The organism is Marinomonas sp. BSi20584, from assembly GCF_002792415.1.
Classification (GTDB): Bacteria; Pseudomonadota; Gammaproteobacteria; order Pseudomonadales; family Marinomonadaceae; genus Marinomonas; species Marinomonas polaris.
In genome coordinates, this window is sequence record NZ_KZ454873.1 from 160641 (window position 1) to 182898 (window position 22258).

At 42.6% G+C, this 22258-nt stretch carries 23 protein-coding genes and 1 other RNA gene; 11 read left to right on the plus strand and 13 right to left on the minus strand.

What is annotated here, in order from left to right; all coding sequences use genetic code 11:
- Positions 1 to 4 precede the first annotated feature (4 nt).
- Positions 5 to 415: an energy transducer TonB gene (locus TY87_RS06720; protein ID WP_072840183.1), complete on the plus strand. Its 411-nt coding sequence runs from the start codon at positions 5 to 7 to the stop codon at positions 413 to 415.
- A 37-nt stretch (positions 416 to 452) separates the two neighbouring features.
- Positions 453 to 968 carry a DUF501 domain-containing protein gene (locus TY87_RS06725; RefSeq protein ID WP_100186489.1) on the plus strand — a complete coding sequence of 172 codons (516 nt, stop codon included), beginning with the start codon at positions 453 to 455 and terminating at the stop codon, positions 966 to 968.
- Between the two features lie 90 nt (positions 969 to 1058).
- On the opposite strand, the gene TY87_RS06730 is transcribed toward TY87_RS06725, so the two are convergent.
- Both TY87_RS06730 and glpK read right to left on the minus strand, forming a co-directional pair.
- On the minus strand, positions 1059 to 1349 hold the full coding sequence (locus tag TY87_RS06730) for a hypothetical protein (protein WP_072840185.1): 291 nt from the start codon (positions 1347 to 1349) through the stop codon (positions 1059 to 1061).
- 91 nt (positions 1350 to 1440) lie between these two features.
- Positions 1441 to 2925 (minus strand): glycerol kinase GlpK, encoded by a 1485-nt coding sequence (glpK, locus tag TY87_RS06735; RefSeq protein ID WP_100186490.1) that lies wholly within the window; start codon positions 2923 to 2925, stop codon positions 1441 to 1443.
- 172 nt (positions 2926 to 3097) lie between these two features.
- Between glpK and TY87_RS06740 the strand changes: the two genes are divergently transcribed.
- The 3 genes from TY87_RS06740 (at position 3098) to TY87_RS06750 (ending at position 6444) form a co-directional block, all read left to right on the plus strand.
- Positions 3098 to 3868 (plus strand): DeoR/GlpR family transcriptional regulator, encoded by a 771-nt coding sequence (locus TY87_RS06740; protein ID WP_012071616.1) that lies wholly within the window; start codon positions 3098 to 3100, stop codon positions 3866 to 3868.
- 195 nt (positions 3869 to 4063) lie between these two features.
- Positions 4064 to 5551, plus strand: coding sequence for a glycerol-3-phosphate dehydrogenase (gene glpD, locus TY87_RS06745; protein WP_100186491.1), 1488 nt, complete (start codon positions 4064 to 4066; stop codon positions 5549 to 5551).
- A 122-nt stretch (positions 5552 to 5673) separates the two neighbouring features.
- The gene (locus TY87_RS06750; protein ID WP_100186492.1) at positions 5674 to 6444 is read left to right on the plus strand and encodes a TSUP family transporter; all 771 of its coding nucleotides are present in this window, start codon (positions 5674 to 5676) and stop codon (positions 6442 to 6444) included.
- On the opposite strand, the gene gcvA is transcribed toward TY87_RS06750, so the two are convergent.
- From gcvA to TY87_RS06770, 4 genes are all read right to left on the minus strand, one after another.
- On the minus strand, positions 6445 to 7389 hold the full coding sequence (gene gcvA / locus TY87_RS06755) for a transcriptional regulator GcvA (RefSeq protein ID WP_100186493.1): 945 nt from the start codon (positions 7387 to 7389) through the stop codon (positions 6445 to 6447).
- A 538-nt stretch (positions 7390 to 7927) separates the two neighbouring features.
- Complete coding sequence (locus TY87_RS06760; protein WP_100186494.1) at positions 7928 to 9307, minus strand: glyceraldehyde-3-phosphate dehydrogenase; 1380 nt, start codon at positions 9305 to 9307, stop codon at positions 7928 to 7930.
- A gap of 262 nt (positions 9308 to 9569) precedes the next feature.
- Positions 9570 to 9899 carry a DUF3392 family protein gene (locus TY87_RS06765; RefSeq protein ID WP_072840191.1) on the minus strand — a complete coding sequence of 110 codons (330 nt, stop codon included), beginning with the start codon at positions 9897 to 9899 and terminating at the stop codon, positions 9570 to 9572.
- Between the two features lie 34 nt (positions 9900 to 9933).
- Positions 9934 to 10494, minus strand: coding sequence for a uridine kinase (locus TY87_RS06770; RefSeq protein ID WP_100186495.1), 561 nt, complete (start codon positions 10492 to 10494; stop codon positions 9934 to 9936).
- A 126-nt stretch (positions 10495 to 10620) separates the two neighbouring features.
- On the opposite strand from TY87_RS06770, the gene TY87_RS06775 reads away from it, so the two are divergent.
- Positions 10621 to 11232 carry a uridine kinase family protein gene (locus tag TY87_RS06775; protein WP_100186496.1) on the plus strand — a complete coding sequence of 204 codons (612 nt, stop codon included), beginning with the start codon at positions 10621 to 10623 and terminating at the stop codon, positions 11230 to 11232.
- Positions 11233 to 11269: 37 nt separating this feature from the next.
- Here TY87_RS06775 and dnaJ read toward each other — a convergent pair whose 3' ends face one another.
- From dnaJ to grpE, 3 genes are all read right to left on the minus strand, one after another.
- A complete protein-coding gene (dnaJ, locus tag TY87_RS06780; RefSeq protein ID WP_072840194.1) occupies positions 11270 to 12397 on the minus strand; it encodes a molecular chaperone DnaJ in 1128 nt (375 codons plus the stop codon).
- Between the two features lie 164 nt (positions 12398 to 12561).
- Complete coding sequence (gene dnaK / locus TY87_RS06785; RefSeq protein WP_072840195.1) at positions 12562 to 14475, minus strand: molecular chaperone DnaK; 1914 nt, start codon at positions 14473 to 14475, stop codon at positions 12562 to 12564.
- A 104-nt stretch (positions 14476 to 14579) separates the two neighbouring features.
- A complete protein-coding gene (grpE, locus tag TY87_RS06790; protein WP_072840196.1) occupies positions 14580 to 15158 on the minus strand; it encodes a nucleotide exchange factor GrpE in 579 nt (192 codons plus the stop codon).
- A 184-nt stretch (positions 15159 to 15342) separates the two neighbouring features.
- On the opposite strand from grpE, the gene recN reads away from it, so the two are divergent.
- Positions 15343 to 17013 (plus strand): DNA repair protein RecN, encoded by a 1671-nt coding sequence (recN, locus tag TY87_RS06795; RefSeq protein ID WP_100186497.1) that lies wholly within the window; start codon positions 15343 to 15345, stop codon positions 17011 to 17013.
- A gap of 95 nt (positions 17014 to 17108) precedes the next feature.
- Here the strand turns inward: recN and fur are convergent, their stop codons facing one another.
- Positions 17109 to 17519, minus strand: coding sequence for a ferric iron uptake transcriptional regulator (gene fur / locus TY87_RS06800; protein ID WP_012071629.1), 411 nt, complete (start codon positions 17517 to 17519; stop codon positions 17109 to 17111).
- Positions 17520 to 17588: 69 nt separating this feature from the next.
- Between fur and TY87_RS06805 the strand changes: the two genes are divergently transcribed.
- Positions 17589 to 17906 (plus strand): outer membrane protein assembly factor BamE, encoded by a 318-nt coding sequence (locus tag TY87_RS06805; protein WP_072840198.1) that lies wholly within the window; start codon positions 17589 to 17591, stop codon positions 17904 to 17906.
- Here the strand turns inward: TY87_RS06805 and TY87_RS06810 are convergent.
- Genes TY87_RS06810 through TY87_RS06820 form a run of 3 tightly spaced genes read right to left on the minus strand, consistent with a single transcriptional unit; the run spans position 17903 to position 19980 of the window.
- Positions 17903 to 18187, minus strand: a complete 285-nt coding sequence (locus tag TY87_RS06810; RefSeq protein ID WP_072840199.1) for an RnfH family protein — start codon at positions 18185 to 18187, stop codon at positions 17903 to 17905. The two genes, TY87_RS06805 and TY87_RS06810, sit on opposite strands and share 4 nt — an antisense overlap.
- A gap of 1 nt (position 18188) precedes the next feature.
- The gene (locus TY87_RS06815) at positions 18189 to 18620 is read right to left on the minus strand and encodes a type II toxin-antitoxin system RatA family toxin (protein WP_012071632.1); all 432 of its coding nucleotides are present in this window, start codon (positions 18618 to 18620) and stop codon (positions 18189 to 18191) included.
- A gap of 1 nt (position 18621) precedes the next feature.
- Positions 18622 to 19980 (minus strand): sodium-dependent transporter, encoded by a 1359-nt coding sequence (locus TY87_RS06820; RefSeq protein ID WP_100186498.1) that lies wholly within the window; start codon positions 19978 to 19980, stop codon positions 18622 to 18624.
- 181 nt (positions 19981 to 20161) lie between these two features.
- On the opposite strand from TY87_RS06820, the gene smpB reads away from it, so the two are divergent.
- From smpB to TY87_RS06835, 3 genes are all read left to right on the plus strand, one after another.
- Positions 20162 to 20641 carry an SsrA-binding protein SmpB gene (gene smpB / locus TY87_RS06825; RefSeq protein ID WP_012071634.1) on the plus strand — a complete coding sequence of 160 codons (480 nt, stop codon included), beginning with the start codon at positions 20162 to 20164 and terminating at the stop codon, positions 20639 to 20641.
- Between the two features lie 90 nt (positions 20642 to 20731).
- Positions 20732 to 21093, plus strand: a transfer-messenger RNA (tmRNA) gene (gene ssrA / locus TY87_RS06830).
- A 309-nt stretch (positions 21094 to 21402) separates the two neighbouring features.
- The gene (locus TY87_RS06835; RefSeq protein WP_100186499.1) at positions 21403 to 22050 is read left to right on the plus strand and encodes a hypothetical protein; all 648 of its coding nucleotides are present in this window, start codon (positions 21403 to 21405) and stop codon (positions 22048 to 22050) included.
- The last annotated feature ends 208 nt before the right edge of the window (positions 22051 to 22258 follow it).

Below are 22258 nucleotides of genomic sequence, written 5' to 3' on the forward strand. Positions count from 1 at the left end.
TGCGATGGAATTTGTTGCACATCCGAGAGACCTTCCGTTAGACATTACGCTAATAGAAGATCAGCCCTTTCCTCAAATTACTGAAGATAGAGCTGGGTTTGTCGGTATCACATATGTCACCCTTCGTCCTTTTGACAATGGACGCTCGGTAAGAATTACATTGGAAGAGATTGACCCAAACTTTTGCGTGTCTGGCCGTATAGCTTGGTGCACTAAAGAAACGGATGGCTACCACATCGCCATTGAGTTCCCTACCAAAGAAGAGTGTTACTGTGTTCGCATGATCGAGCAGCTCTCTCAGATAGAACATTACCGACGCCAAGCAAAAATCGAAGGCCGACGACTCAACTACAATGAAGCCGCCGCTGAATGGATACAAAAATTCGCCGCCAGTTTCCCTGCGTTCACAATTTAATTCTTCTCTTTTAGAAGACACTATTCAATAAGACATTATGACAACAACACTTTCTCAGCGTGATATTGATATCATCACAGCACAACTCGGACGCACTCCAAGCGGCATTAGTGCCATTGCTCATTATTCGCCTAGCGGCATACCTCAAGTATTAGAGATGGAGACTTGGGTTTTCGAGCAGCCATTCCCAACTCTATATTGGCTTTCTAGCAAAGCCATCGACAAAGCTTTGGCAAAAATAGAAAGTCATGGTGTTGTAAAAGAGCTTGAGCAGCGCATCAAAGACGACGAAACATTGCGAGAAGCACATCATGCTTCTCACCGCGATTACATCGCAAGGCGTTGGGAAGTAATGAGCGCTGAGCACAAAGCCATTATTGAAAAAAAAGGCTTCAAGCCTTTGTTTGATAAGCTTGGAATTGGCGGCATTGCGAATTGGGATCAAGTACGATGCTTACACATGCAATATGCACATCACCTTGCCGGTAACAATGTTATCGGGCGTATTCTAGACGAAGAATACGGCATGAAAGCCATCGCTGACGCAGAATAAAACCAGCCAAAAGACAGATATAAAAAAGGGGAAAGACCTATCATGCCATTCCCCTTTTTATTTTTTAAACCTTGAGTTTGAAATAACTACTTATTTCAAACTTTTAAGAATGGCTCTCAATTCATCAGCGGTAGTTGCCTTTGGCAAAACTTCACGGATACGATTAAAAGCGGCCTGAGCAACAGCTGCACGCTGAGCATAAGTAGTCAATGCGCCACCAGTCCAACCTGCTAATTTCACCATTTCATTCTTGAAGTTATTACCACCAACACCATGTCCGCCTAGCGACATCAATGCATCTTCGATTTCTAAATAGCTTGGACGCTCACCACCAAACTTCATAAAATCATCTTGCTGTACTTCGGCAAACTGTTTCGACATTCTCTAAACCCTTTGTGAATAAACATCCATTGTTAAAGTTAGCCATATTTGCCTTATCACACAAGACAAAGCATGTATCAAATCGTAAAAATTAGTCTCGTGTACGCACACGATCCACTGCTTTTTGCCAACCTTGATACAATTTATCGCCTGTGCCTTTTGCCATTGTGGGCTCAAAACATTTATCTGCTTTCCACAAGACTTCAATCTCATCCAAAGACTGGTAAAGGCCAACCTGCAAACCCGCTAAAAATGCAGCGCCCAATGCAGTGGTTTCAGTCACACAAGGACGCTCTACCGTGATTTCTAACAAATCACTTAAGAACTGCACCATCACATCATTTATAACCATTCCACCATCGACACGTAAAGAGCTGAATGTTGCGCCATCTTGCGCCATGGCACCAACTAAGTCTTTTGTCTGGTAACACACAGAACGCAAACCAGCACTAACGATATCAGCAACGCTCGTATCTCGAGTTAACCCGATCATGGCACCACGGGCATCAGGATCCCAATAAGGAGCGCCTAGCCCTGTAAAAGCGGGGACGAGATACACCGAATCATCATTCAAAGCCTGCTTCGCCAAACTTTGCGTTTCTTTGGCATCAGCAAATAGCTTCAAGCCATCTCGTAACCATTGAATCGCGGCGCCAGCCACAAAAATACTACCCTCTAATGCATAAGTGACTTTGCCATTTAGGCGATAACCTACGGTAGTGAGCAACTTATGTTCAGATCGAATCGCTTTATCACCGGTATTCAAAATCATGAAACAACCAGTACCGTAAGTACTCTTCACCATACCGGGCGTAAAGCAAGCTTGCCCAATTAAAGCGGCTTGTTGATCACCTGCGATACCATTGACTGGAATTTCAGCACCTAACCATGCAGCATCAATGAGACCAAAATCAGCACTACAATCCATCACTTCAGGAAACAATACATCACCAATTCCTAATAGCTCGATCAGTTCATCATCCCATTCCTGCGTATGTATGTTAAACGCCATAGTACGAGCGGCATTTGTTGCATCGGTTTTATGGGACTTGCCATTTGTCAGTCGCCATAATAAAAAGCTGTCAACCGTACCAAAAGCCAAACGACCTGACTGAGCTTTTTCGCGTGCACCATCAACATTATCTAAGATCCAACGAATCTTAGTTGCAGAAAAATATGGATCGATTAACAGCCCGGTTTTTTCTTGTACTTTTTCACCTAATCCTTGATCACTCAAAGACTGACAAAATCCACTGGTACGTCGATCTTGCCAAACAATTGCATTATAAACAGGCTTTCCAGTGTCGATGTCCCATAAAATGGTGGTTTCGCGCTGATTGGTGATACCTATAGTTGCTATCGCTTGTGCGTCGATCCCTGTATCCTTGAGAACAGAACGACACACAGCTAAAGTAGATGACCAAATATCTTCGGGATCATGCTCAACCCAACCATCATCGGGGAAAATTTGTGGGAATTCTTGCTGAGATTGGCCAACACGAGAGCCTTTTTCATCAAATAAAATAGCCCGAGAACTGGTGGTGCCTTGATCAATAGCCAGAATATAATGTGTCATGGTGAATTCTCTTTGAAATCACAGTCACTCAAAAAAGTAAGCGACTCAATTGTTGTTTTGTTTTTTGAACATGAATATTCAAATACGAATATTCCCTATTAAAAACCAATGCGCACTCGTTTAGCAAGCTTCGTTTAACAAGTAATGTCTTTTATCAGGAGAAGAAAACAAGATGGGCCAACTCTCTCGCCAAGACAATATTGTCGCCATAGTGAAAGAAAAGGGATATGTGACAATCGATGAATTGGCCAGCCAGTTTGCTGTCACACCGCAGACCATTCGCCGTGATATTAATGAGTTGGCAAAGGCAGATCAAATACGCAGACATCATGGTGGTGCGAGTTACGATTCTAGTACTACCAACGTGGCTTATGCGACTCGACAAATTTTGCAACTACCTGCGAAAGAGCAAATTGCCAAACGAATCGCCGCCGAAATTCCAAATAATGCCTCTTTGTTTATTAATATTGGCACTACAACCGAAACCGTTGCACGTGAACTATTGAATCACCAAGGTTTGCAAGTTATTACTAACAATCTCAACGTTGCTGCGATTTTAAGCGGAAAAGAAGACTTTACAGTGATTATTGCAGGCGGTACCGTTCGCTCACGGGACGGCGGCGTTATGGGTGAAGCCACTATCGACTTCATCAATCAATTCCGTGTTGACTTTGGCATCATAGGTATTAGTGGTATTGACCCTAACGATGGCTCACTATTGGATTACGACTACCAAGAAGTTCGAGTAGCGCAAAGTATCATCAATAACTCACGTACTGTTTTTCTCGCTGCTGACAGCGCTAAATTTGGTCGCAATGCCGTTGTTCGTTTAGGCAACATCACCCAAGTAGACCGACTCTTTACAGATGAGCAGCCACCAAAGGCCATCATCAAACTAATGAAAGAGCACAAAGTTCGATTGGAAATCTGCACGCCCAAGTAACCCTTGGGCCCAGCACCATCAGGGTAATTCACTCAGCTGACTTCAATTTTCGCCCTTCTTCAAACCTAAAAAAGATCAAATCTTCACCAAAACTTCACAAAGCGTTATTGTCATAATCGCTTTAGAGGTTTAATATCGAACACAAATGTTCACTTTCGAACATAAACATTCGCATTTTTGATCGTGAGGCTTAGTATGAATCACTCCCATTTTGACCTATTTGTTGTTGGCGGCGGCATTAACGGCACAGGAATAGCCGCTGATGCAGCAGGACGAGGCCTAAATGTGGGTCTTTGCGAAATGGGAGATTTGGCTCATGCTACGTCATCGTCGAGTAGTAAATTGATTCATGGCGGTTTGCGCTATCTTGAGCATTACGAATTCCGCCTTGTAAAAGAAGCCCTAACAGAACGTGAAGTATTGTTAAAAGTCGCTCCTCACCTTGTGACGCCGATGCGCTTTCAAATGCCTCACAGACCACACCTACGTCCAGCTTGGCTAATTCGTATTGGCTTATTCCTTTATGACAACCTAGGTAAGCGCGAGACACTTTTAGGCTCAAAAGGCGTCAAGTACGGTGCAGATAGCCCATTAAAAGACGATATTACGCAAGGTTTCGAATACTCAGACTGCTGGGTTGATGATGCTCGCTTAGTGGTAACCAATGCGCTTAGTGCTCAGCAAAATGGCGCGTCTATTTTTGCTCGCACTCGTTGCACTTCTGCTAAACGTATCGACAACCAATGGCACATCAGCCTAGAGGATCAAATAACCAAAGAAACTCATGAGATAACAGCCAAAGCCTTAGTAAACGCTGCAGGCCCTTGGGTATCGTCGTTTATCGAAACGAAACTAGAACAAAAAGCCCCTTACGGCATTCGCATGATCAAAGGCAGCCATATTGTTGTACCGAAGCTGTATCAGCATTCAAACGCTTTCATCATGCAAAATACCGACAAACGTATCGTTTTCGCGATTCCTTACCGTGAACACTACACACTGTTAGGCACAACCGATGTTGAGTACAAAGGCGATCCAAACGATGTAGCGATTTCAGAAAATGAAACTCAATACATATTGAAAGTGGCGAACGATCATTTCAAAAAAACACTCACACCAGCGGATGTTGTCTGGAGCTATTCAGGCGTAAGACCTCTATTGGAAGATGAGTCGTCTGATCCTTCGGCCGTCACTCGCGATTACACATTGCACCTTGACGACAAAAATCATCAAGCACCATTGCTAAGTATTTTTGGCGGAAAAATCACTACCTACCGCAAACTAGCCTTATCTGCGATGAAAAAGCTTACACCCTACTTTGATAACCTTGGAAGCGAATGGACTCACAGCAAACCACTACCTGGCGGTGACTTAGGTATGTCCCTTGATGGTTTTGCGATGAAATTACAACAAGATTATCCTTTTATCGGTGCACACCTTGCCCATCGATTCGCCAATAGCTACGGTACACTAACTCATGCATTACTAAATAAAGCGAATTCAGAAAGCGACCTTGGCCAGCACTTTGGCAATCAGCTTTATCAAGTGGAAGTGGATTATTTGATCAAGCATGAATGGGCGCATTCAGCAGAAGATATTCTATGGCGTAGAACTAAGCTTGGCCTTGAATTTACTCCGAATCAAGAAAGCACTCTCGAAAGCTACATCCAAACAAAAATTTAATTTAGTTCGATAAAATACTCTACTATTACTACTCATTAGCCCGCCTAAACGATTGTCTAGGTGGGCTTTTTTTGCTCTACTAAAAAGCATCGTACATCTATCCCTACAGGAATAAACACTCAATGGACTTTGTTTTTTTCGATATCTCTATTTGGATCTATCTTGCACTCTTTGCTGCCGCTTTTTTTGCAGGCGTCATTGATGCCATTGCAGGCGGTGGTGGCTTAATTACTGTGCCGGTTCTATTAGCAGCAGGACTGTCACCAGCCGAAGCGCTAGCAACCAATAAGTTACAAGGTTGCGCGGGGACAGTATCGGCGTCTTACCACTTTATAAAAAAAGGACAAGTAAAGCTGTCTGATATGTGGCTCCCCATTTTGATGACAGCCATCGGCGCTATCTGCGGCACACTATTAGTCTCTTATTTAGACAGTAGCCTACTGCTAAAAGCCGTTCCAATTATCTTAATCGCGGTAGCCATTTTCTTTTTCTTCTTACCCAAGGTTCAGCCTTACATTGCCAGTAAATTTTCCCTTACTCACATACAGTTTGCGATAATTATCGGCACCAGCATTGGTTTTTATGATGGATTGATTGGACCAGGAACCGGCGCTTTCTTTTCTACTGCTTATTTATGTTTGATGGGGCTCACTGTCGTTTCAGCAACGGCTCATACAAAAGTACTCAACGCGACCAGTAACCTAGCCTCTTTGGCCATGTTTGCCTTTAGCGGTCACCTTATTTGGGCATTGGGTATCGTAATGGGAATTGGACAATGGTTTGGTGCGCAAATTGGCTCACGCCTCGTTATCACCAAAGGTGCGAAGCTTATTCGCCCAATGGTGATTATTATGTGTTTGGCGATTTCAGTTAAATTACTATTAGATAACTAATTACAACGAAATCAGACCATCGGGTGTCGTCAAAGCATCCTCTGGTGAATATTCGTAGCATTGCGCGACTAACCAACTGAGTAACTGCTGAACCGGCTCTCGCTGACGCTGCATTTCGGGACAAACAAATAGATAGGCATGACCTTCATCTAATGTTTCTGAAAACGGCATCATCAATCTTCCCTGCTGAATATCATCCATCACCAAAGGCGTTCTCCCTAAAGCAACGCCTTGTCCAGCAACAGCTGCTTGCACAGCAAGATCACCACGATTAAAACTGATGCCGCGCGAAGGCTTAATGCCTTTTGCATTAGCCAATAACAGCCACTTCTCCCACTCCGCATATGGACTAGAAAAACGCCACTCAGAGTCATCATTTAATAAAGGCACTTGCGCTAACTGGCTTGCTTCAGTCAAAGCTCGCTGCTCTGCAAATGCAGGACTGCAAACGGGAAAAATCTTATCTTTCATTAAGGGAACAATATGCCCTTTTGAGCTATGCACATGGCTATGCACTATCGCTACATCAATTCTGTCGCGCTGGAAATTCACCTCTCTATCATTGGCCTGAATGCGTAGCTGTAAATCAGGATAGGCTTCTTGCAAACTCCCCAGACGAGGAATCAACCACTTAGTTGCAAAGGACGGCATAACAGAAACCGTCAAAATATTAGACGTTTCTTCTTCCTGCAACTCTAAAACCAAATCATTAATTTCAGTAAAGCTATGATTCAATTGCACAGCCAAACGCACACCGGCCACGGTCAGCTCTAGACGTCGATGATAACGAACAAACAAAGTAAGTTTTAAACGCTCTTCTAACTGACGAATTTGCTGGCTCACGGCCCCCTGTGTAAGGTGCAGTTCTTGCGCGGCTTTAGTGAAACTCAAATGACGAGCCGCGATAGCAAATGTACCCAGCCCAGCTAAAGGAACAGACTTCATAAAAAAACCACCATAAGACGATCTCAGCTACTGCAAAATTAGACATACACTGAATTAAAAAACCAATGAAAATAAAGCTAAAACTGCAAAAAACACATCATAAATATGAAATAATTTTTTAATAAACAAATACTTAACAAAAAAAATATCACTTAATAAAAAATCAAAATCATTGATTTAAAAATGCATCCTATATTTTGCATTAATTCAGCTAATCCAACAAATCAATTTATATCGTTTGTAACACCGATCCAAAAAGATAGAATTAGTTAATCTCTTAGGTTGAACAGCGACCTAATATTTACTGATACAGCCCTAACTGTATTACTTCTAAAACCTGTCCCACAGTCATGTTTTAGATGAATATCACCATTCCCCACAGGATGATGTTATTCGCAACTGCTAGTTACTTTTGTTGAAGCCGGATTTTATCCGGCTTTTTTTTGCCTCGAAATTATGTCTGTAAATTTGAGGCAAAAAAAACGGCGACCCAAAGGCCGCCGTTAAATAACACACGTTAAATGTGTCCGGTCATATCTTAAGCTGCTTTTGCTTTGTCTTCGAGCAATTCAGCCTTAGTAAAATTTGCCTGTGCAAGCTTCTCCATCAAACGCACAACCTGACAGCTGTAGCCATACTCGTTATCGTACCAAACATATAAAGTTGCTTGATTGCCACGAACTTTCGTCGACAAAGAATCCAAAATACCTGCTTGCTGAGAACCGATAAAGTCAGAGCTTACCGCATCACGTCCTTCGCTGTAGCCGATCTGACCTGTCAATTCAGCGCTATTTGATGCCGCTTTCAACAACTGATTAATCGCTTCAACCGACGTCGCAGACTTCAAGTTCAAACTTAATACCGCAATCGAAACGTTGATAACAGGAACACGGATCGCACTACCGCTCAACTTACCTTCTAGAGAAGGAATCGCTTTTGATACCGCTTTAGCCGCACCAGTTTCAGTCATCACCATGTTCATGCCTGCAGCACGACCACGGCGATCACCTTTATGGATATTATCGATTAGGTTTTGGTCATTAGTATAAGCATGAACCGTTTCTACGTGACCAGATTCGATGCCGTATGTTTCCTCTAGTACAGACAAGATAGGCGTAATCGCGTTTGTCGTACAAGATGCAGCAGAAACAATACGGTCTGCGTCTGTTACATCGCTATCGTTTACACCGAAAACGATGTTTTTCATTTCCTTACCAGGTGCAGTCAGTACAACACGCTCAATACCTGGACGATTTAAGTGAACACTCAAACCGTCATGATCACGCCAGCGACCTGTGTTATCAACAAGCAAAGCATTATTAATACCATGGGCTTGGTAATCAACTTCAGCAGGATCAGAAGCATAAATAACTTTTACTGGCGAACCATTGATGATCAGAGTTTGATTCTCTTCATCAACTTTTACTAAACCGTCGTATATACCATGAACAGAATCGTATTTAAGCAAACTAGCACGTTTAGAAAGATCATCATCACATGCTTTACGCACAACAATCGCAGCTAATGCCATGCCTGGAGTTGTATGGCCAAGCGTACACATACGACGTGCAAGTAAACGACCGATACGGCCGAATCCATATAAAACAACAGGAGTTTCTGTGCCATCGTTTGGCTGAGCAGCTAGTACAGACTCAACATCCGCTTCCGCAATCAAAGATTCTAGTTCTACAACGGTATGAGCGGTGTTACTTGCTAACACTTGCTCCAACACTTGATAAACTTGGACAAGGTCTAATTCAGGATGCTGATCAAACGCAGCCATCAGACCAGTCACAGAATCCGCCATTAAGGTGTTTCCTGCCAACTGAACTTTTACCGCTTTTTCGCGACCAAGTTTACCTAAAAGAGGAATCATAGATTCTGCTTGTGAAAGTGCTTGTAACCAAGTGCTTGTCATTTTCTGCCCCCGAAAAAAGACTCTGTTATATCAATATGGGCGCAGTCTAACGGCAGATTAGGACAAAAACAAATTGTAATAAGACTACAAAAAACCTTTAAAATCGGGTGTTTAGCGTGTTTTTTTATAGAAATAACGAAATAACAAAGAAGGTCTAGAAACTTTACTACATAATCACGCAATTACATGGCTGATCCATAGTAATGGTGCGATTATGTTGTAATTTGGCAACGAAAACTGACAGGAAATTTCATGAATTATTTTACAAATGACGCTTTCTTTCAGCCAAAACACCCAAAAGACAAAAACAAAATAGGATTAAGACCGGTCGATACACCAAATCAACTCGTGTAATTCCCCAATATATTAATGGCTGACTCCATAATGTCAGAAGCCCATAACCAAAAGTACACATCAAAATAAACGCCATCACTCGAGCAAGAAACACCCAAGAAGACACCAAGCTTTTAAGAAAACCATTCACCTTATCCCCGTAAACCACCAAACAGGTTGCTACCAAAGCTAAAGAAATATCCTGAAGATAAGGTTGAAGAAAATGGGCAAAACGAAGATTGAGATCAAGAATAAACATAGATAATTAACTACACGATAAACAAACTATAAGATTATTGCTTTTTACGAGACAGGGCTTCAACATCAATTTGCCCAGATCGAATTGCTACCTTTGGACTTTCATCAACGTACATGAGAGAGACGTCATAAGTCGTGTTATGAAATTCTATCATGGTGCCATCTTTAAACAGCCATTTCGAACGCCCAATACCATTACTAAGAAAACCTTCACTAGGTTTACCGTATTTTTGTGCAAGCAACTCACCTAGCGCTTTACGTTTTTCACTGCTTTCCACAACACCGGATAACAGCGCCTGACGAACATAACCCGATCCATTGGAATAAATAGTCGCGTTTGTGACTCCTAAAATACCTTCAGGCCCTAAGCTGTAGCTTATAACACCATCTTTATAAGACGGATAACTATGCAATCCCATACTATTAAGCTGATTTTCTAATTGAGATACTCTCAGATCATTTAATGGTAAACCAAACAACTCTGCCACATTAGATGATCGAGAAACATCACTTGCTTCCGCCTTAACTAATGTCGCAGTCCCCATAGAAAGAGCAAAAATAAACGAAGCAAACATTGGAGCAACTTTCGTACGCATTAATCCTTCCTTTGAGATTTCATGCTTCAGTTTGACAGGCAAAAATGATCAAACCTGATATATAATACAACATTATAAACTCCTTAAACTCAAGGAGTACCAAAACTTTATTTTCTGAGGTAATACATGGCTCTTGTTATTGGCATCACCGGCGTATCCGGCAGCGGAAAAAGCCGACTTTGTTCTTTATTAGCGGAAGGCCAAGGTGACAAAATCACAACCCTATGCCAAGACAGTTTTTACAATGGATGCGGCAGTATTGATCCAGACGTTTACAACTTTGACGACCTAAGCTCGTTAGACCTTGAAAGCCTCACTCTGGCTATTCATAACTGTAAGAACCGTCAGCAACCAAATGAAATTCCGGTTTACGATCACTCACAACACAGACGTATAGGTTATCGCAATCTAGATCCAACACATGTTGTTCTAGTGGAAGGTCATATGATGTTCCAAGACGCCGGGATACGAGATGCTGTTGATTACCTTCTGTACGTCGATACAGATATGGATATCGCCGTAGTACGACGCTTAAAGCGTGACATTGCAGAACGTGGACGCGACGTCAATGAGGTTACCAGCCGCTATATGCGCCATGTACGCCAAGCATCACTTAAAACCATCGACATTCGCAACAAAGCGGACTTTATTATTCCAAATAATAAAAGCTTCACCAATGCAGCAAGCTTATTACGCAACCATATTGACTACCTACTAAAAGAGAAAGGCGCCAAATAGGCGCCCTTCTCTTTTATATTGCCGAGGTAATAAAGTTTTATTTCTTAATATCATCAAAGAAACGCTTCACACCATCAAACCAGCTTTTCTGCTTAGGTGAATGATCTGTTCCTTCACCCATACTTTCAGCCAATTCCGTGAATAGCTCTTTTTGACGGGACGTAAGATTTACTGGCGTCTCAACAACGACCTTACAAATCAAATCGCCAACTGGACCACCACGAACAGGTTTCACGCCTTTATTACGCAAGCGGAACAACTTGCCAGACTGACATTCAGCAGTCACTTTCAAACGCACACGACCATCTAGCGTCGGTACATCAATTTCGCCACCTAATGCCGCTGTTGTAAAGCTAATTGGCACTTCGCAATATAGGTTCGCACCATCACGCTCAAAAATGCTATGCGGTTTAACAGAGACTTGAACAAACAAATCACCTGCAGGACCGCCATGAGTTCCTGCTTCGCCTTCACCAGACAAACGAATACGATCGCCTGTGTCTACGCCTGCAGGAATTTTTACATTAAGAGTTTTGTATTCTTGTACACGGCCTTGGCCATGACAATCTCTACAAGGATCACTGATCACTTGACCAGCACCATGACATTCTGGACAAGCCTGTTGAACAGAGAAGAAACCTTGTGACATACGTACTTGGCCTGCACCACCACATGTTCCACATGTCTTAGGCGTTGAACCTTTTTTAGCACCAGAACCATCACAGGTATTACAGTTCACCAAAGTTGGTATGCGGATTTTTTCTTCACATCCCCAAACCGCTTGTTCAAGATCAAGCTCTAAGGTGTAACGTAAATCGGAACCGCGACGAGTTCGGCTTTGACCGCCACCACCGCCGCCAAAAATATCACCGAATACATCACCAAAAATATCACTAAAACCACCCGCTCCAGCGCCGCCGCCATAGCCACCAGCCTGACCATTTACGCCGTCATGACCAAATCGATCGTAGGCTGCGCGTTTGTCATCAGAAGACAGTATTTCATAAGCTTCAGCCAGCTCTTTGAACTTATCTAGTGCTTCTGGGTTGTCTGGGTTCTTATCTGGGTGGTACTTATTCGCCAAAGAACGATAAGCTTTTTTAATGTCTTTCTTATCCGCGTCTTTGGCCACCCCAAGAACGTCGTAATAGTCTCTTTTGCTCATCGCAAGCATTCCTGAATTGAAAAGTCTGAATTAAAAAGTCTAAATCTAAAAAAACTGAATTTTAAAAATCGTCAATCTCATATTTTGCAAATAGCAAAGCACGGTCTAAAACCGTGCTCGCTATAAACAACCCCATTATTAATGGGCAAATAAGTGCTTAGCGCTTATTTTTTATCTTCTTTCACTTCCTCGAATTCTGCATCAACAGCATCATCCTGAGACTTAGCTTGCTCGCCTTCAGCTGGTTGTGCACCAGCTTCAGCTTCTGCATACATCTTCTGAGCCAAAGTACCAGATGCTTGAGTCAACGCATTAGTTTTCTCTTCGATCTTCTCTTTGTCGTTAGATGTTAGAGCTTCTTCAAGCTCCGTGATCGCTGTTTCAATCGCCTCTTTCTCTTCAGCCGTTGCTTTATCGCCAGCATCAACCAGAGTTTTACGAGTTGCGTGAATCATGCCATCAGCTGTGTTACGAACTTGTACAAGCTCTTCGAACTTACGGTCTTCTTCAGCATTCGCTTCAGCGTCTTGCACCATTTTTTCAACTTCTTCATCGCTCAAACCAGAAGAAGATTTGATAACGATAGACTGCTCTTTACCAGTCGCTTTATCTTTCGCAGAAACACTCAAGATACCGTTGGCATCTATATCGAAGCTTACTTCGATTTGTGGCACACCACGTGGAGCAGGTGGAATATCAGCCAAGTCGAAACGACCTAGAGATTTGTTCTGAGACGCTTGTTTACGCTCACCCTGCAATGCGTGGATAGTTACCGCATTTTGATTGTCTTCTGCTGTAGAGAAAGTCTGAGATTTCTTAGTAGGAATCGTCGTGTTTTTCTCGATCAATGCTGTCATAACACCACCCATTGTCTCGATACCTAGAGACAGTGGAGTAACGTCTAGAAGAAGAACGTCTTTCACATCACCAGAAAGTACCGCACCTTGGATAGACGCACCGATTGCAACCGCTTCATCTGGGTTCACGTCTTTACGTGGCTCTTTACCGAAGAACTCAGTTACTTTCGCTTGCACTAGTGGCATACGAGTCTGACCACCAACCAAGATAACTTCATCAATATCAGAAGCAGTCAAATCAGCATCTTTCAATGCTTGACGGCAAGGCTCAAGAGATTTCAATACTAACTCTTCAACCAAAGACTCCAACTTAGAACGAGTCAATTTCACGTTCAAGTGTTTAGGGCCAGTTGCATCTGCAGTGATGTAAGGCAAGTTAACTTCTGTTTGAGAAGAAGAAGACAACTCAACTTTCGCTTTCTCACCCGCTTCTTTCAAACGTTGTAGAGCTAATGGATCGTTGTGTAGATCGATACCAGACTGTTTTTTGAATTCAGCTGCCAAGTATTCGATAACACGCATATCGAAATCTTCACCACCTAGGAAAGTATCACCATTTGTAGACAATACTTCGAATTGTTTCTCGCCATCTACGTCAGCGATTTCGATGATAGAGATATCGAATGTACCACCACCAAGGTCATAAACCGCGATAGTAGAGTCACCAGAGCTCTTGTCTAGGCCGTAAGCCAAGGCAGCCGCTGTTGGCTCGTTAATAATACGTTTTACTTCTAGACCAGCGATTTTACCAGCGTCTTTTGTTGCTTGACGCTGAGAGTCGTTGAAGTAAGCAGGAACAGTGATAACCGCTTCTGTTACTTTCTCGCCTAGGTAGTCTTCTGCTGTTTTCTTCATTTTCTTAAGAACTTCAGCAGAGATTTGTGGTGGCGCTTTCTTATCGCCTTTTACTTCTACCCACGCATCGCCGTTATCTGCAGCAATAATTTTGTAAGGCACCATAGAGATGTCTTTTTGAACCACGTCATCTTTAAATTTGCGGCCGATCAAACGCTTAACCGCATACAAAGTATTTGTTGGGTTTGTTACCGCTTGACGTTTTGCAGATTGACCTACCAAGACTTCGCCGTCTTCGGTGAAGGCAACAATAGAAGGTGTGGTGCGATCGCCTTCAGCGTTTTCAATAACGCGAGCCTTTTCGCCATCCAAGACGGCAACACAAGAGTTTGTTGTACCTAAGTCAATACCAATGATTCTACCCATGGTTTGTATCTCCAATAAATTCGTTTATGACGATGATAATTCTGTATTTGGGTACGCTTAAAAGTATTTCAAGCGTCCAGTGTCAAAAAAATGACAGTATTTTTTTAGGCTGCGCTTGAAACCACTACCATTGCAGGACGTAATAAGCGGCCATTAATCGTGTAACCCTTCTGCACTACATCCATAACGGTGTTCGCTTCTAACTCAGGGTTTGGCACCATAGTGATAGCTTGATGCAACTCAGGGTTGAACGGTTCACCATGTGGATCAACCACTTTCACTTCAAAACGAGCCAAAGTCTCAAGCAAATCTTTTAACGTTAGCTCTACACCTTCACGAACAGGGTCAGATTCACCTGTATCTGGTGCAGAAGCTAAAGCACGCTCTAGATTATCCGCCACGTTCACAATCGATTTAGCAAACTTTTCTAAACCAAACTTGTGCGCTTTCTCGACATCTTGTTCTGCACGACGACGTACGTTTTGTGCATCCGCATGAGCGCGAAGTGCCGCTTCTTTATACTGAGCGACTTCTTCTAATGCTTTTGCAAGCTCATCATTTTCAGTAACTTCTTCTAAAGTCTCTACTTCAGGCTCTAAAAGTTCTTCTACTGTTTCGTTTTGCGTTTCGCTTTTCAAATCATGCTCCGCGTCTAGATTAGGATTTTTTTGCTGCTCACTCATTTTCAACTCCAAATAACAGAAACAATGCTTCCTATGTGCAGGGTATATGGGGTCAGCTTTTAACCTTTCAACACTAAAGCCGTATTAATTTCATGGGAATTAAATTTGCGATCAAGACTTGTCAAAAAACAACCAAGTACTGTATAAATAACCATATAAATATATTCTCTCTTTGGAGCCCTCTATGCTGACCAGCATCGCTATTTCCAACTTCGCCATTGTTGAATCCCTAGAATTGGAGTTCAAGAAAGGTATGACCGTGATTTCAGGTGAAACAGGGGCAGGTAAATCCATCATGGTGGATGCCTTGTCACTTTGTTTAGGTGATCGTACCGATGCTGCTGTCGTAAGACATGGGCAAAAAAGAGCAGATATCAGCGCAAGCTTTGATATACAAAACTATCCACACGTACATAAATGGCTAGAAGAAAGAGATCTAGAACACGATCAACATTGTATATTACGCCGTGTTATCAGCAAAGAAGGTCGTTCTAAGGCTTACATAAATGGTCGCCCTTGCACGCTAAGCGATCTAAAGGACGTTGGTAGCCAATTAGTTGATATCCATGGCCAACACGAGCATCAGTCATTACTCAAAAAGAATGCCCAAAGACAACAAGTTGATGAATATGGCCGACTCACTGAGCTAAGTAAAAAAGTCAGTCAGCAATACGCAACATGGCGACAACTAAAAGAAGAATTGTCTGCTCAGCAGAATCGCTCATCAGAACAAGATGCCAAAATCCAACTATTGTCTTATCAAGCACAAGAGCTGCAGCAGCTTGATCTAAAAGAAGGCGAAATCGAAGAATTAGAGAACGAGCAAGCGTTTTTGTCGAACATTGCCGATTCACAATTTAAAGCCTATCAAGCCAGCGGTATTTTGATAGACAGCGACGAGGGCAATATTTGCTCTTTGTTGCATCAAGCAATTAATAGCGCCAGCCAAATTCGTCCAGCCACAAAAGAATTAGAAAATGCGTTAGAAATGATGAACGTAGCCCTAATTCAGGCACAAGAAGCGGCAGATAGTTTGCATCACTACCAAGATACTTTGGAGCAAAACCCCGAACGCCTTATCGATATAGAACGTCGCTTATCTGATATTTACGATACCGCTCGCAAACACAGAACCTTACCAGAAGGACTTTTATCCTTACGAGAAAGTGTGGAAGCAGAACTGGATAGCTTACAAGGCAGCGAAGAAAGCCTAGAGTCATTAAAAGAAAAAGAAGAGCTAGCCTACGAAAAGCTCACTGCCCTTGCCACCACATTGACCGAAAAACGCATTATCGCAAAAGACGAACTAGCGCAAAAAGTTGAAGAGCAAATACATGGATTGGGTATGCCATATGCGCGTTTTTTTATTCAATGCCAACCACTAAACCAAGTCTCGGCAAATGGTTTTGAAGACATCGAATATATGATCGCATCCAACCCAGGCCAACCTGCTCAACCATTACGCAAAGTTGCCTCAGGTGGTGAGTTGTCACGTATTAGTTTGGGCATTCAAGTGGTTACCGCACACACCTCCATTATCCCAACATTGGTATTTGATGAAGTAGATGTGGGCATCAGCGGTGGTATTGCTGAAGTCGTTGGCCGCATGCTGCGCTCTGTAGGCAAACGCGGACAAGTCTTTTGTGTGACTCACTTGGCGCAAGTGGCAGCGCAAGGCAATCAGCATCTACGTGTCAGTAAACTGGTTGAAGATGAAGCAACTTCCTCTCAGGTCGAGCTACTCAAGGATCAAGACCGCACACAAGAGATCGCACGTTTATTAGGTGGATTAGAACTTACCGAACAAACCTTAGCTCACGCTCGCGAAATGCTTGGCAATGTTCAACTGCAGTAGCATTTCATTAAGATAAAATTGAAGCTAAAACAAAAAAGGGCCTAAACTCTGCCATTTAGGCCCTTCTCATGCATTACCCTTAGGTAAACGAACGTTTATTTCTTCTTTGGACGCACGTAAATAATCAAGCTGTGGTCTTCAATATCAAAGCCATGCTCTTCTGCGATTTCACGTTGACGTTTCTCAATAATTGGATCAACGAATTCAATGACTTTGCCCGTTTCTAGACAAATCATATGGTCGTGATGATCACCCTTCGCCAGCTCAAAAACAGCAGTTCCTGCTTCGAAATGGTGACGCTGCACCAAACCCGCAGTTTCAAACTGAGTTAGCACACGGTAAACTGTCGCCAAACCAACATCTTCACCTTGATCAAGTAGAGTGCGATAGACATCATCAGCACTCATATGGCGGTCACCCGCGCCTTCAAGAATTTGTAAAATTTTCACTCGTGGTAGAGTTACCTTGAGTCCCGCTTTCTTTAGCTCTTGATTTTCGCTAGTCATGAGTCATTCTCTATTCGATCTTGTTGATAATTACTTTATCATTAGCACACCGGAGTAAGGATAATACAAATGAAAAAATCAGTTTTAATATTATGCGCAGCACTTTCACTTAGCGCATGCAGTTTATTTCCACCACCTTACAAGGTTCCAGTAACACAAGGAAACCTTGTAACGAAGGAACAACTATCACAGTTACAAATTGGCATGTCTGAATCTCAGGTCACTTATCTACTGGGTAACCCCATGCTAAGAGACACTTTCAAGCCAGACGAATGGCATTACCTATATACAGTTCTATACGCAACACCAGACACCAAGAAAAGTGATGCAAACGACCTAGTGCTAATTTTTAGCGACGGCGTTTTAACACAAATCAAAAACAACTAATCTTTAGTTGTTTTTGCTGCACGGTTGGCCCTAGCTTGTTTTGGGTCAACCTTCAGCTCACGATATAACTCAACTCGCTCGCCTTCTTTTAACTCTTGCTCTTCTGCATTTCGCACGGCTTTACCGAAGATACCCACTTTTACGGTCTCCACATCCACATCAGGAAAGAAAACTTGGATATTCGAACGGCGCACAGCATCACGCACGGTACAACCATCTTCAACCTCTAGAGCAATAATTTTTTGCTTCTCAGGCAAAGCATAAGCTACTTCAACTCTCATACTATTCACCGTATACCACTTTTGCACGCTTGCTAAAAGAATCCACCATCGTATTGGCAATTTGGCTAAACACGCCGCCAAAGGCAAATTTCAGCATACCGCTTAATTCAAACTCAATACTCAGCATGATTTTACAACTCGTCGGAGACAACTCCGTGAAAGTCCATACGCCATGCAAACTCTTAAACGGCCCTTTTACCAAGGTCATCTCTATTCGACTAAAATCTTCCAGAAAGTTCCTCGTGGTAAAAGATTGCCTAACTGGTCCCTTACCTACATCCAAAGACGCAACGATTTCCGTTGGCGTTTTTGAAATTAATGTAGAACTCAAACACCCAGGTAAAAACTCAGGATAACCATCGATGTCGTTTACCAAGGCAAACATTTGCTCGCAACTGTAATTAACATGTGCGAAGCGTTCTATATGACTCAAACTACACTCCTATCCAGCCAGCAAGAGTAATCACAATCATTGCTGGAATACTTATGTATTTCAATGTCTTATACCACCATTGAAAATGATTTGCTTGTTTTGTGATCATCTCATTTTGCAACATAGAATGTGGAATAAACCAAGCCACCAAAACAGACAACAAAATAGCTCCCACTGGTAAAAGAATCAAAGACGTAAATTCATCCAACAATTCAAAGAAATTTAGCCCAAAGACAATTTTGCTGTCCCAATGATTAAAAGACAACAGTACCGCAATACCAACAAACCAAACGGCAATCCCCATCAGTAGCGCAGCTTTCAAGCGGGCGATATAAAATTTTTCATGCAGCCAAGCAACGAACAATTCTAACATGGATATGGCTGACGTAAGAGCAGCAACCACAAGTAATAAAAAGAACACTCCTGCAAAAAACTGACCGCCTGGTAAACTACCAAAAATGATAGGCAAAGACACAAAGGTCAAACTTGGCCCAGCTTCGACATCAATATTAAACGAGAACACCAATGGAAAAATAACCAAACCTGCCAAAATAGCCACTAGCAGATCCACACCGACGACTATGCTACAAGCTCGGGCAATAGACATACGCTTACTCATATAAGCGCCATAAGCAAACATTGCACCCATTCCGACACTCAAACTGAACAAAGCAAGTCCAACTGCAGATAAGACAACCTCAAAGGTAATATCCTGCCAAGACCAACGAAACATAAAGTTCAGCGCTTCATTCATATTACCAATAGTCATGGAATAAAATGCTAACAACAGTAACGTCACTACCAAAACCGGTAACAAAATCCGTACTACAGCAGACAAACCACGCGTCACCGACTGTCCGACGGTTAACACCACCAATCCCATAAATACAGAATGCCATAACAACATTTCTGTCGGTGTGGCTAACAAATTATCAAACATGCTGGCCGCGCCAACTTGCGTGATGTCTTTAAAGTCGCCAGACACTGCACGATCTAAATAGGCAAGAGACCAACCCGCAATCACACTATAAAAAGTCAGAATTAAAAAACCTGTTATACCAGCCAACCAAGGCACAAACACCCAAGCTGGATGAACAATACGACGCTCACTTAAATCGTTTACTGTATCAATTGGATTAGAACGAACCGTACGACCCAAAGCAACTTCTGCCATTAACACAGGCAAACCAACGAGTAACAAACAGAAGCAATACACCAACAAAAATGCACCGCCACCGTTTTGCCCGAGCACATAAGGAAACTTCCAAATATTCCCTAATCCCACTGCAGATCCACTGGCCGCAAAAATAAATATCCACGGACTTGACCAGATACCTTGTAAACATCGACTTTCCGGCATAAATTTAGGCTCTAAATACACAAGATGTGTTTAAGGATAGGAATAAAACGTAAACGTGGCCAACACATCCTCGCTACCTAACCTGACAAATTAATTAACAAGTGCGAATTTTCCAACATTCAGGCGCATACCTCAAGAAAAGCATAGGTTTTTGCCACTATCGACCGTATAATTTGTAACTATGAGTAAAGTAAAGAAAAAATCCACCAGCACGGGCACCATCGCGCTTAACAAACGTGCAAAATACGACTACTTTGTCGACCAGAAGTTCGAAGCCGGTTTGGTTTTGTCTGGTTGGGAAGTAAAAAGCCTGCGCGAAGGCAAAGCCCAATTAGTAGACGCATTCGTCATCATCCACCAAAACGAAGCGTGGCTCGTCGGTGCGCGTATTACGCCACTGCTTAGTGCCTCAACGCATGTCGTTTGTGAACCGATGCGCCAACGCAAATTGCTTTTAAACCGCAAAGAGCTTGAGCGCATCATCCAAGTCACCGAGCAAAAAGGCAAAACTTGTGCGGCCATGGCGCTGTACTGGAAAGGCAACAAAATCAAATGCGAAGTCGCCTTGGTAACAGGCAAAAAAGAACACGATAAACGTGATACCGAGCGTGATCGTGATTGGTCAAGAGACAAAGAACGACTAATGAAACACAATGCTTAATAGACGCCATTCAAAATTAGGTTGAATTAAGCATTTCAGCGTTATCTCTAGCGTAAGCAGATTGTTTGCGCTAGACTAACGTTACTTTTTGGGGGCGACATGGTTTCGACGTCGGTTACAAACCCAAAGGTGCATGTCGAGAGTGATGCGTGATCTCGTTAATCCCCCGCATCAATTTTATAGTCGCAAACGACGAAAACTACGCTTTAGCAGCCTAAACCGCTGCTAGTGTGCTGCCCTCAGGTTGCTTGTAGCCAGAGATTCTGCAGTATCATAAATTACAAGATGCTAACTGATGCCCCGCCTAGGGATAAGGTTCTAAGACTAAGTAGGCTCGCCATTAACACCCTGTCCTTCGGGCGGTTCGTGGTCAAATAATAGAAGTGACTATGCATGTAGAGCCGATGGCAGAGGACTGACGGACGGGGGTTCGACCCCCCCCGCCTCCACCAATTAAACGGTTGTTTTTAGAAGGGTTTGCACTTTTTAAAAGGAACTGGATGCACGTATGAAGCATCGAATTTAAAACCACCTTCGGGTGGTTTTTTTATTGCCTGAAATTTATACCTCTATGTTAAATATTAAGTCTAGCAAGTCATATGCCTTACAAACCTCCTTAAACTCTATCATTTAAGTGCTACGTTAGAGTAAGGTTTTTGAAAAACACGTGGAAGGTGCGACGCTTATCTCGGTTTTGTGTGTTATCTGTGTTTTGATGTTGGTCGGAAAATTGTTTTTGATACGCAATGGAGAACGCGACTATGAGACTTTTCATTTTTTTTGTGCTGTTTTCGGCTCTTCTCTCGGGCTGTTCATCCAATGTAAAGTTGGCAGGACAAAATGTCAGTAATGTTGACTCGAATGTAGATATTGATAAATCCGCTACGATTGCCGTGGTTCCAAGCAAAGAAGGCGATGATCTGACGAATAAGCGATACATCCCCGATATTATCAATGCATTGAAAGAGCGCGGTTTTACTAATGTCTCGGATTCTCAAAACAATCCTGACTATCACCTATCGGTTAACTTTACGTCTGAAGAAACCACAGAAACGAAGAAGGTTCCTGTGTTTAATAACGAGCGAAATATTCCTTATACCGTTTGCCATAGAAACCCAAGCACAGACGCTCGTACCTGTGTCACGCGTTATCGTCAATTTATGGAGCCCATTGTTAGCGGTTACGATAAGGTAGAAACACCAACGAAGGTTTATACCTTTCAGTACAAGTTGACGGATAAGAAAAACAAGTTAATTTTAGATTCTAGCAATACTGTGGTTCACCCTACTTGTTCAAAATGGAAAATGTTTGAGTTCTTAGCCAAAGAAACCATCGCCAGAGCCAATTTTAATGATCCAGTCGACAAACCTTACAGTGTTGAGATGAAACAAGACTATAACTGCCAATAGAAGTCATTTAAAACCAACAAGATAGATAGAGCATATTTAACTTGTTGGTTTTTTATTTAACTATCATCTCACTGCACTACGCCTTCTCACTCACTCTGCTTGCTCCTAAATAGTCTGAGCAACTGAGTACTTATAAAAAAACGTTATCATCTTTTCGGTCTATTTCTACGTATCCATCTATACTGTTACAAGCCACTTTTGTTTGGGC